The 11,410-nt window shown below is 52.8% G+C and carries 8 protein-coding genes; 7 read left to right on the top strand and 1 reads right to left on the bottom strand.

Annotated features, from left to right (window positions below; all coding sequences use genetic code 11):
* Positions 1 to 208 precede the first annotated feature (208 nt).
* Positions 209 to 3,568 carry a hypothetical protein gene (locus tag FC75_RS10050; RefSeq protein WP_156403612.1) on the top strand — a complete coding sequence of 1,120 codons (3,360 nt, stop codon included), beginning with the start codon at positions 209 to 211 and terminating at the stop codon, positions 3,566 to 3,568.
* A gap of 170 nt (positions 3,569 to 3,738) precedes the next feature.
* Here the strand turns inward: FC75_RS10050 and rpmB are convergent, their stop codons facing one another.
* Positions 3,739 to 3,924, bottom strand: coding sequence for a 50S ribosomal protein L28 (gene rpmB, locus FC75_RS10055; protein ID WP_054665539.1), 186 nt, complete (start codon positions 3,922 to 3,924; stop codon positions 3,739 to 3,741).
* A gap of 184 nt (positions 3,925 to 4,108) precedes the next feature.
* Here rpmB and FC75_RS10060 point away from each other — a divergent pair, with 184 nt between their 5' ends.
* The 6 genes from FC75_RS10060 to FC75_RS12725 all read left to right on the top strand — a co-directional run.
* On the top strand, positions 4,109 to 4,474 hold the full coding sequence (locus FC75_RS10060) for an Asp23/Gls24 family envelope stress response protein (RefSeq protein ID WP_054665536.1): 366 nt from the start codon (positions 4,109 to 4,111) through the stop codon (positions 4,472 to 4,474).
* A 25-nt stretch (positions 4,475 to 4,499) separates the two neighbouring features.
* Positions 4,500 to 6,173, top strand: a complete 1,674-nt coding sequence (locus FC75_RS10065; RefSeq protein WP_056989810.1) for a DAK2 domain-containing protein — start codon at positions 4,500 to 4,502, stop codon at positions 6,171 to 6,173.
* Between the two features lie 195 nt (positions 6,174 to 6,368).
* The gene (gene recG / locus FC75_RS10070; RefSeq protein ID WP_056989811.1) at positions 6,369 to 8,408 is read left to right on the top strand and encodes an ATP-dependent DNA helicase RecG; all 2,040 of its coding nucleotides are present in this window, start codon (positions 6,369 to 6,371) and stop codon (positions 8,406 to 8,408) included.
* Positions 8,409 to 8,437: 29 nt separating this feature from the next.
* On the top strand, positions 8,438 to 9,442 hold the full coding sequence (gene plsX, locus FC75_RS10075; protein ID WP_054665534.1) for a phosphate acyltransferase PlsX: 1,005 nt from the start codon (positions 8,438 to 8,440) through the stop codon (positions 9,440 to 9,442).
* A gap of 54 nt (positions 9,443 to 9,496) precedes the next feature.
* Complete coding sequence (gene acpP, locus FC75_RS10080) at positions 9,497 to 9,742, top strand: acyl carrier protein (RefSeq protein WP_054665531.1); 246 nt, start codon at positions 9,497 to 9,499, stop codon at positions 9,740 to 9,742.
* A 316-nt stretch (positions 9,743 to 10,058) separates the two neighbouring features.
* A partial coding sequence (locus tag FC75_RS12725; RefSeq protein WP_169790467.1) for a KxYKxGKxW signal peptide domain-containing protein occupies positions 10,059 to 11,410 on the top strand: 1,352 nt, incomplete at its 3' end.

Raw genomic sequence — 11,410 nt, forward strand, 5'->3', positions numbered from 1 at the left:
GGCCTTTTTGGTCTAGTCGCTAAGGTGTTGCACTTGAATTGTAAACTGGGGAGTTTCGGACACGGATCCAATCGATCCTGACAACATCGCCATCTCGACGAGTTCAGCAGCTGCCATTACAACGCTTCAAGGCCAAGCTTATCTGTTCCGGAACGCACAGGATGTCACCTATCAAATTGTGAACAGCGATGGTGACGTTGTTGCAACTTTGAATAAGGAGCCTCAGGATACCAAGACTTACTACTACGCCAATGCTTCGGCCTTTGAGACGCTGAACTTCCCTAAGTGGGATGGCACGATTTTTGATCAGAGCACCGGCGATTACGTTGCGGCCCCAGATGGTCAATACACGTATCGGGTTTCTGCGGTTGGTGATGGCGACAAGGAGTCAGATCGCCAGACCCTCGACCTACCATTCAAAGTTGACTCTGTGGCGCCTGAACTTCAACACATCGCTATTAGCAGTGAGGATGTCAACGGGAAGACACAGTATTACCTGACCGGTGAGACCAAAGATGACTTTAGCGGAATCGACGCCACCAAGGATTGCGGCACTGCCGTCAATGGGTTGGTTGAGCTGCATCAGACTTTCGAAGTCACCGGGACGACCGCTGACGGGTACACGCAGGTCCGTGTTCCCGTTACTGACGCCCAGGCCAAGACCTTAGCACAGGGCAACAATGCCATCGAGCTTTACCTAAGCGATAACGCGTCTAACTTTGTTGACGTGATGAACGATAAGGCTAAGCTGCCTGGTCAGACCAAGGATGGGTTTGTGCTTGACGTTGGTGTGCCTGATGTGATCAGTATGTCAAACGAGTACATCGACATTTCGAAGTCTCGTTTGGACTACACACTTTCTGGGCGTTATCCTGGTGCGGTCTACGGGACATACCTCGATGAGAATGGTAAAGTGCAAGATCTAGACATTGAAAACTACACTGATGAGGATCACCCTGAAGACCTTGATGCGGATTACTTCATTGCACGGATGCCGATTGCTCATGCAGTTGACTACAACACGACAATCAAGTTCTACGCTGATGCCGCGCACACCCAAGAACTGGCAAGTTACGATACAAAGGTTGGGATGTTCCAGCCAAAGATCGGAACTGTGACGGTCAATGGCGGTCAGGATCAAACCTCCGAAGCAACGGTTAAGGTTGCAGGGCAGGTATCAGACGATGTGACAAGTGCGGTTGCAACCGTTAACGGCACGGATGTCGATCTGCCGGTGTCAGATAGCCACGAGATTGATGCCGATGTGCCAGTCGCATTTGGTGACAATGACATTACGCTGACGCTGACTGATGGTGATGGCAATACGAAGACCTTTGATTACACCATCAACTCGACTTACGATGCAGACCCTCTGAAGGATGCCGTTACTTTCGATAACGATATTGCACTGGGCACGAACTATCTGGAAACAGACGATCCTGCCTATGATGCGACAACCGGGACCGTTACGTTGTCTGGGAAGGTAAAGCATCCGACAACGACTCTGCAGATTGCCGGTCAACCTGTCAAGATCAACTCTGACCTGACCTTTAGCGTTGATCTGCAAATCGGGACGCAAGGCAAGCACGACTTCAGCGTTGTCTACGGCGATTCTCTGACTGGTCAGACAGTTCAGGAACGGGTTAGCTATGTTCTTGATGCTGTTAGCCCGGTACTGACAGTTGATCAGCCGACGGATAAGACGGTCACCACTAACAACAGCCAGTACACGATCAGTGGGCATGTCACTGACAATCTGGACTATGTAGAAATTTACATCAACGGCAACGCTGTTGATATTTCCAGCGGGGACCTCAACTGGAATGGGGATGCCACTGCGGATAAGAACTTCAGCGAAGTCGAGACGCTCAAACCTGGCCAGAACATCTTCCGTGTCGATGTGGTTGACAGTACTGGCAATCACATTCAGAAGACTGTGACGGTAAACTATGCCGCGCCAGTCTCTAAAGACATTCAAGATGCGATCATTGCTGCTAAGAAGGCGCTTGGCAATATCGGCAGCAAGACAGATCCAAAGACGGGCAAGACCTTCTACGGGGACTTCGATGCGCTGCTGGCTGCTGCCAAGTCTGGTAAGCTGTCTGACAATGAAGCACAAGCACAGCTTGATCAGCTGGTAAAAAATGCGGCCGATTACCGTCGTGATCAGCGCAATGAGGATGCATTGCCATTCTCCGCTGCGGTTACAGCCGCAAAGCAGCAGTTGGGTAATAAGATAAACAACGTTGATACAGCCACTGGGAAGACATTTGGGGCTGAAATCGATGACTTGATCCAGGCCTTCAACGCTGGCGAAATCGATGGCACAACGGCTGCGGCTAAACTGAATGCGCTTGTTGCTGCTGCAACCAAGCAGGCTGCCGCAACGACTACAGAACCTGATGACGGGACGTCAGTCGATCCAGATTACACACAAGCACAGCACAATGCTGACGCACCAAAACTATCGAGTGCAGTGACGGCTGCGAAGGCTAAGCTTGGCGACAAGTTAACGGTGACAGACCCTGTAACCGGAAAGACATACGGGGCTGAGATCGATGATTTGATCCAGGCGTTCAATGCTAAGAAGATCACTGGTCCAGATGCTGAGGCTCAGCTGGAGAAGATTGTTACTGCTGCAACTAAGCAAGCTGGCGCAACAACTACAAAGCCCGATGACGGGACGTCAGTCGATCCAGATTACACACAAGCACAGCACAATGCTGACGCACCAAAACTATCGAGTGCAGTGACGGCTGCGAAGGCTAAGCTTGGCGACAAGTTAACGGTGACAGACCCTGTAACTGGAAAGACATACGGGGCTGAGATCGATGACTTGATCCAGGCATTTAATGCTAAGAAGATCACTGGTCCAGATGCTGAGGCTCAGCTGGAGAAGATCCTGGCTGCAGCGACTGCCACTGAAGCGTCAACTGCTACTGGCTCCGATACTTCAACTGGTACTGACACTTCAGCTCCAACCACGACGCCTGATGACGATTTGGATGATGCCAGTGTGGCTGAACAAATTGCCGCAGCTAAGCAGGCGATGGGCGGTCTTGGTAACCAGAAAGACCCGGCTTCCGGTCGGACCTACTATGGTGATCTTGACTATCTGAAAGCGCAACTCAGCGAAGGCAAGCTGACGGATGCTCAAGCTCAAAAAGCGTTGAACAAGATTCTCAACCAGGCTTACGTTCAGGATGACATCACGACGGTTAAGAAGGCCTTTGCTCAGGCAGGTATCGGCAACGACAAGGATACAGTGACTGGGCGGAGCTTCTACGGTGATCTTGACAACCTTAAGGCGCAGGCTTCCGCAGGCAACTTGACCCCTGAAGAGGCCGAGATCCAGTTGAGTGCCATTGTTGATAACGCAAAAGCCGTCAGTTCTAAAGTTGCTTCACTGCTCGCAGATTTCAAAGCTGAAGTGAAGGCAGGAACAACCGGTACGGCCGACCCAGCCAAGGTTGCAACAACGACTACCAAGGCGAAAGCAGGGGAGAAGTTTGCCAGTTTCATGTCGGCAATCAAATCTATCCTGAAGCAGTTTACTGCTGGTAGGTAAGCTGCGCAGCCAAGGACAGTTGTGTTACGCAAGCAATGAGAAGAGTATCCAGACCGTTAACGGTCTGGATACTTTTTTTATGCGCAGAATTTCAAAAGCCCCACTCGCGGCAAACGAGTGGGGCTTGAGAGAATAAAAAAAGCGCCACATGGACGCAATTTTGGTTGGGATTAAACCCGGGTCACTTTGCCTGATTTAAGGGCGCGAGCAGAAACCCAAACGCGCTTCGGCTTGCCATCAATCAAGATGCGGACCTTCTGAAGATTGGCCTTCCAGGCACGACGGCTGGAGTTCAAAGCGTGTGAACGCTTGTTGCCAAAAGTCGTGTGACGGCCGGTAATTACGTCTTTTGCCATAACGAGGGACCTCCTTTGCAATCGCATTAACGCGATTTTTTTCACTCAACTAATTTATCATACGGCCACGCGGAATACAAGGGCTAGCAAGGAAAATTACTTGACAGGCGGCTGCTTCCTTTCAAATAATGGGTTGCTATGCTAAACTATTTGGGAAATACCTAGTCAAATAGGAGGTTATCGCATGGCGGTAAAAATCAAGACCAAGTATGGCACCATCGATATTTCGAACAATGTCATCGCAACGGTCGTCGGCGGTGCAGCCACAGACATTTACGGCATTGTCGGCATGGCTTCGCGCAACCAGATCCGCGATAATTTGAATGATATTTTGAACCGTGAGAATTACGCACGGGGCGTCGTCGTTCGTCAGGCGGACAATGGCGTTACAATCGAAGTCAACATCATCGTCGGTTACGGCACCAAGATTTCAGAGGTGTGCCGCAACGTCCAGGAGAAGGTCAAGTACAACCTGGAAACCATGCTCGGGGTCACCACTAATGAAGTGACGGTCATCGTGCAGGGTGTTCGGGTGTTGGCTAACGACTGAGGACGGCGTGAGGAGGACTGAACAGGTGGAAGTCACAGAAATTACGGCAGCGAAGTTCCAGGACATGATCCGCGTCGCTGCACATCGCATTAAGCAAAACGCAGAATTCGTCAACTCCCTCAACGTGTTCCCAGTGCCAGATGGCGATACTGGGACCAACATGACCCTGACCTTCCAAAGCGGCGCTAAGGCCGTGTTAGAGAGTGATAGTCAAAGCGTTGGCGAGTTGGCCCAGCACCTTGGCAAAGGGTTGCTCATGGGGGCACGGGGCAACTCTGGTGTCATTTCGTCGCAGTTGTTCCGCGGTTTTGCGAAAAACGTTGAGAAAAAGCAGAGCTTGTCCGCTCAAGACCTTGCAGACGCGTTCGCGGCCGGGGTCGAAACGGCATACAAAGCGGTCATGAAGCCGGTCGAAGGAACGATTTTGACCGTTGCGCGTGAAGCGGCTAAGGCTGGGCTCAAGTCGGCGGCTTCATCTGATGACGCTGTTGTGGTCATGGCGGCGGTCACGAAAGCAGCTAAGCGCGCGTTGGCGAAAACGCCGGAGTTGCTGGCAGTACTGAAAGAAGTCGGAGTCGTTGATTCTGGCGGCCAAGGCTTGGTCTTTTTGTACGAAGGCTTCAGTGAAGGCCTATCAGGTGAGGCGGCAGACGACGCTTATGTGCCGGATGAAGAAGAGATGGACGAAATGGTCAACGCCACGCACCACCAAGGCGCCCAGGCCCAGCTCAACCCAGACGACATCGTTTATGGTTACTGCACGGAAATGATGGTCGAACTCGGCAAGGGGGAGCATCCCAAGTCCTTTGATTATGAGGCGTTCCGCAATTACCTGAACACACTAGGGGATTCGACGCTGGTCGTGGCCGATGATGAAGTTGTGAAGGTCCATGTTCACACCGAGCATCCTGGCACGGTTTTCCGCTACGGTCAACAGTATGGGACACTGGCGAAGATCAAGGTCGACAATATGCGCCTTCAGCACGAGTCAATCATTGAACGCGAAGAGGCGATTCAGCAGGAAGATAAGCCGCAGCCGCTAGCAGAAATCGGCGTTGTTGCCATTGCCGCTGGCGCCGGGCTTGGCGAGTTGTTCAAGAGCCTGGGCGTCACCACCGTGCTGAGCGGTGGCCAGACGATGAATCCAAGCACCAACGACATTTTGGACGCCATCACGAAGGCCCACGCCAAGAACGTGATCGTGCTGCCAGATAACTCCAACATCTTCATGGCGGCTGACGAAGCGGCCAAGGCGGCTGAGGTGAATGTGGCCATCGTCAAGTCTAAGACGATCAATCAAGGGATGACCGCCATGCTGGGGTTCAACCCGGACGCACCACTGGCGGAAAACCAAGAGCAGATGACCGAGGAATTGGCCAACGTGATTTCAGGCTCTGTGACCCAGTCGATTCGAGACACGGTCATCGATGGGCTTGAGATCAAGAAGGACGACTGGATGGGCATCATCGACAACAAGATCAAGGTCTCCGAAGAGAACCGGCAACAGGCAACCATTGACATGATCGAAGCCATGCTCGACGACGATTCCGAAATCATCACCCTGATCATTGGTGAGGATGGCAGCCGGCAAGAGGCTGATGCCATTTCCCAAGCCATTACTGGTGCGCATGAAGACTTGGAAGTCGAGATTCACGAAGGCGACCAGCCAGTCTATCCATATTTGGTTTCAGTTGAGTAGTTTCGTGCAGACCGGAGACCAGTTCCGGTCTGTTTTTGTTCAGGCTGCTGAGCCAAGCGCTTTTAGCGGGATGGGTAGCCTAGCTCAGGTCATTGCTGCCGGTTTTTGGCAGCGAGGACCTGGGCGTAGCTAGGCATCCAGCCGTTGCCAAGCCGTAGCCCAATTATGAGACCGTAAAGAAAGGAGGAAAAACTCATGGCACTGACAGATTCGGTTACCGTTTTGCCCGGCGTTGGCCCTAAGCGTCAGGAAGCACTGGCGAGTCTGGGTATTGAGACCGTTGGCGACGTGCTGTTCTATTTTCCCTTCCGTTACGACGATCTACAGGTCAAGGATCTGGCCGAAGCGGCTGATCAGGAGAAGCTCACCATCAAGGGCGTCGTTGTGGCGCCGGCGGTGGTCGCGCGGTTTGGCGCGCACCGAAACCGGGTCAACGTGCGGCTGCAAGTCGACCACAGCGTGGTGATGGTGACGTTTTTCAATCAGCCTTGGCTCAAGGACAAGTTTGAACAGGGCAGTGAGGCCGCCATATACGGCAAGTGGGACGCCAAACGCCACACGATGACAGGGATGAAGGTGCTGGCCACGCAGACCCAGGACGCCCCTTCACTGGCGGGAATTTATCCGGTCAACAAGAATATCCGGCAAAGCACTTTAGTGCAGCTGGTCAAAGACGCCTGGGCGCGTGACGCGGCCAATATTCAAGACGTCGTGCCAAGTGCGGTGCGCGCAAAGTTCAAGCTGATGTCCGACCGCGAGATTGTCCATGGCATGCACTTTCCCGACACGCCGCTGGAAGCGAAGGCCGCCCGGCGCAGTGCGGTTTTCCGTGAATTTTTCCTGTTTGAAACGCAGATTCAGGCGCTGCGCGAGGATAATCAGGGCGAGGCCAATGGGCTGGCAATTCCTTACGACAATCAAGCGCTGCGCGCATTGATCCAGACGCTGCCGTTTGAGTTGACGAACGCGCAAAAACGCGTGGTCAATGAAATCTGTGCCGACATGCGCTCGCCGCATCACATGAACCGTCTGCTGCAAGGCGACGTCGGGTCCGGGAAGACGATTGTGGCTGCAATCGTGATGTACGCGGCGGTCACAGCACGCTACCAGGCGGCACTGATGGTGCCGACGGAAGTGCTAGCCGAGCAGCATTACGCCAAGTTGACGAAGCTGTTCGCCGATTTTCCGGTCAAAATTTCGCTGCTCACCGGCGCGACGACGGCGGCGGCGCGCAAGCACATTAAGGCGGATCTGGCCAGCGGTGCCACTGACATTGTAATCGGCACCCACGCGCTGATCCAAAAGGACGTCGACTTCGCCAACCTTGGCTTAGTCATTATCGACGAGCAGCACCGCTTCGGCGTTAACCAGCGCAAGATCCTACAGGAAAAGGGGCTTAAACCTGACCTCCTGGCCATGACGGCCACCCCGATTCCGCGGACGCTGGCCATCACCGCTTACGGCGAAATGGACGTGTCCACGATCGACGAGCTCCCGGCGGGCCGTCAGCCGATCACGACGAGTTGGGTGCGCAAAAACCAGCTGCGTGAGGCGCTGGCGACCATCAGTACTGAGCTCGCCGCAGGGCACCAGGTTTTTGCCATCACGCCGCTGATCGCAGAGTCAGAGAAGGTTGACCTGCAGAACGCCGAGCAGCTGTACGAGGACCTGAACAAGGCGTTTGGCGACAAGTACCAGGTTGCGCTGCTGCACGGCCAAATGAAAAACGACGAAAAAGATGACATTATGCGCCGTTTCAGTCAAAATGAAATTCAGGTCCTTGTGTCGACCACCGTTGTCGAAGTCGGCGTCGACGTGCCGAACGCGACGGTGATGATGATTTTCGACGCTGACCGGTTCGGTCTCGCCCAGCTGCATCAGCTGCGCGGCCGGGTTGGGCGCGGGCGTTCCGCTGCCTACTGCATTTTGGTGGCAGATCCGAAGAACGATGCCGGGGTCGAGCGCATGAAGGTCATGACGGAAACGACGGACGGGTTTAAGATCGCCGAGAAGGATCTGGAGCTGCGCGGTTCTGGTGACATTTTCGGCGAGGCGCAAAGCGGCTTGCCTGAGTTCAAAATTGCCGACCCAGTGGCGGATTACGCCACCCTGAACGCGGCGCAGCAAACGGCAGTCGGGTTGTTTAAAGCAGACCCAACGCTGAGTGCGCCAGAGTTTGCCCCGCTGCGCGCTTACCTGGCGCGGCGCCAGCAGGCCGTTGGCAGCTTGGATTGACAAGACAGAGAGTAGAGGAGACATTAACAATGAAAATTGCCATCGATGCCATGGGCGGCGATCACGCCCCAGAAGTTGTGATTCAAGGCGTGGAGCAGGCCCGCGATGAGCTCTCAGACGTTGAGTTCTTGCTGTACGGGGATGAGAACAAGATTCGCCCACTGCTCAAGAACGATTCGCACATGACCATTATTCACACGACTGAGAAAGTAAACTCCGACGATGAGCCGGTGCGCGCGATTCGCAGTAAGAAGCAGGCCTCAATGGTGCTGGCCGCGCAGGCGGTCAAGAGCGGTGAGGCCGACGCCATGATTTCCCTAGGATCGACTGGGGCGCTTCTGGCCGCTGGGCTCTTTATCGTGGGCCGCATTAAAGGCATTGATCGCCCCGGTTTGATGCCGACCTTGCCGACCACTGACGGTGCCGGTTTTGTGATGCTTGACGTGGGGGCCAACGCGGAAAACCGCGCCTCGCAGCTGGTCCAGTACGCGATCATGGGGGATTTTTACGCCCGTGATCTGCGTGGACTTAAGGCGCCTAAGGTGGGCCTGCTGAATAACGGGACCGAAGCCAACAAAGGCAATGAGCTGCATCAAGAGACCTACAAGCTGCTCAGTGAGCTTGATGGGATCAATTTTGTCGGCAATGTTGAGTCCGATTCGATTCTTAAGCACAGCGCCGATGTGGTGGTCACCGATGGGTTTACCGGCAACGCAGTCCTGAAGACGATCGAAGGCTCTGCCCGTACCATTTTGGGGCTCATTAAGCACGCCATCATGGATAACGGGATGAAGGCCAAGCTTGGCGGGCTGTTGCTCAAGGATGGAATCAAGTCTGTTGCCAATACCTTTGATGTGTCCAGCTATGGTGGCGCGGTGCTGCTTGGCCTTAAGGCACCAGTCGTCAAAGCTCACGGCGGGGCGGATGCTAAAGCCGTTTATTACACCGTTAAGCAGGTTCAGCAAATGGTCGCCAACGGTACCGTTCAAAAAGTGGTCGAGTACTTCCAGGCGCACCCGGCGGCCAAGGCGTGACAATGCGCCCTAAATCAGGTATGCTAAACTGCGTGAAAATCAAGGAGGCGCACTATGTCAGAGCAAGAAGTGTTTGATAAAATCGCCGGGCTGATTGAAGACCATTTTCAAGTCCCGGCCGCCAAGGTCACGAAAGAATTGAACTTCAAAACCGACCTCGATGCCGATTCAATCGATTCCGTCGAGTTCGTGCTTGAACTTGAGGATGCGTTCGGAGCTGAGATCCCTGACGAGGATGCGGAGAACATTCAGACGGTCGGGGATGCGGTGCAGTACGTACTTGATCACCAAAGTAAGTAAAAAACTGAATGCGATTGTGGTCCGGCAGAGATGTCGGATTTTTTTGTGGGTTGGATATTTAAAAATGGCATCTGAATTAAAACCGTATTGCCCAAATATTAGAATACAATTTGTTATCTTTTCATGTGTAAAGACATGAAACCTCACTAGGCAAGCCAATCTTCATTTGCAATTATGTGTTACTATTCAAAAAATATTCAATAATTGGTGTTGTTTTTTTAAAATTCGTGAGTATAGTTATCAATTATGGGGTTTTGGTTAGTAATTCTCAGAACTAAATCTCATAAACTATTTGAATCACTTAGGGGGATACTGTATGAACAGATTTCAGGGTGGAGATGCCAAGTGTCATTACAAGATGTTTAAATCTGGTAAGCACTGGGCGTTCATGGCAATCACTACAGTGAGCCTCATTGCCGGTCTGGGCTTTGCGCAGACCGACACGACCCACGCTTCAACCAACACAGACGCTGCAACCAAAGAGACAATCTCGGCAACGACAGAGTCAGGCACGCCGGCAACTGCAGCTAGCGAGGCGACGCAAGCCGACCTTACTGCTGCAAGTGCCAGCTCCACAGCTTCGGATGGCAGCTCTGCTGCAACTGCGGCTAGTTCTGCAGCTGCAACAACTGACAGTTCTGCCGCTAGCTCAGCAGACAGCTCTGCCGCTAGCTCAGCAGACAGTTCCGCCGCTAGTTCGGCAGACAGCTCTGCCGCTAGTTCGGCAGACAGTTCAGCAGCTAGCTCAGCTGCGAGTGATGATGATTCGTCCGCAGATAGTAGCGCTGCTGCTAATCTTGAGTCGCTTGTTTCCTCTGTCGAACCGTCATTTATCAAGGCGGAGGTACTTAGCGAGCTAAGCGGTAAGGCAGACGATGCGACGGCCGCGGAGCTTAGCGATAAGGTTGCTAAGCTTGTTTCGAAGGCAGACGGCACGATCGATGATGGCAAGTTGGCCATCTTAGGCGGTCAGATCAGTGCGATTACAGGTTCTACAAGTGCCTTTAATCTTGGGTCAGTGGAAAGTAGTTTTGATTTAATTCTGTCGAGTTTTAATGACGCGAATGGCAAGATCGATAAAACCAAAGCGGATGATGCACTCGCGTCTATTTCTGACGCAGACGGTTATCTCGATTTGAGCAAGACGGCTGCGTTCCTAGAGAAAATAACGGGGAAGAAAGCTCCGGTTACGACGTCGCAAACGACTGATAGCGGGTCTGACTCCACTGCAACCGGTGATGGCAGTGAAGCCCCAATAATCAAAGATGACGCCGATGGTGATAGCACTGAGTACTTTTTCGATTTTTCACAAATGAGTGGCTCTGATATTACCAATTCTACGACGAAGCTGATTTCTTCACTTGGAATCAAGGGTACATTCGGCTCAGCCTTTCCTAGCCAAAGCAAAGATGCCGACTTAAACAATGATATCGCGAACCAGATAATGGCAATGTTCCTGAATGACAAAGGGCAGTACGTTACCTCTGCGGGCATCCACTTTGTCAATTCTGCTTTTGACACAGATTTAACCGCAAAATACTTCCAGGATGCCAACGGCGATTTTGATCAGTCTAAATGGGATACTTTCAAGGCGGCAATCGTTGATAAAAACGGCCTCAATTTTCAAGTCAAGTGCAACGATGATAACGAATCCTTGATAGTGGTCTA

The organism is Lacticaseibacillus camelliae DSM 22697 = JCM 13995 (assembly GCF_001436615.1).
GTDB lineage: Bacteria > Bacillota > Bacilli > Lactobacillales > Lactobacillaceae > Lacticaseibacillus > Lacticaseibacillus camelliae.

Bases quoted from the DNA above. Each gene is read 5' to 3' on its own strand.
- acpP (WP_054665531.1), top strand. From the start codon at position 9,497: ATGTCAGAGCAAGAAGTGTTTGATAAAATCGCCGGGCTGATTGAAGAC.
- rpmB (WP_054665539.1), bottom strand. From the start codon at position 3,924: ATGGCAAAAGACGTAATTACCGGCCGTCACACGACTTTTGGCAACAAG.
- FC75_RS10060 (WP_054665536.1), top strand. From the start codon at position 4,109: ATGGCGGTAAAAATCAAGACCAAGTATGGCACCATCGATATTTCGAAC.
- plsX (WP_054665534.1), top strand. From the start codon at position 8,438: ATGAAAATTGCCATCGATGCCATGGGCGGCGATCACGCCCCAGAAGTT.
- recG (WP_056989811.1), top strand. From the start codon at position 6,369: ATGGCACTGACAGATTCGGTTACCGTTTTGCCCGGCGTTGGCCCTAAG.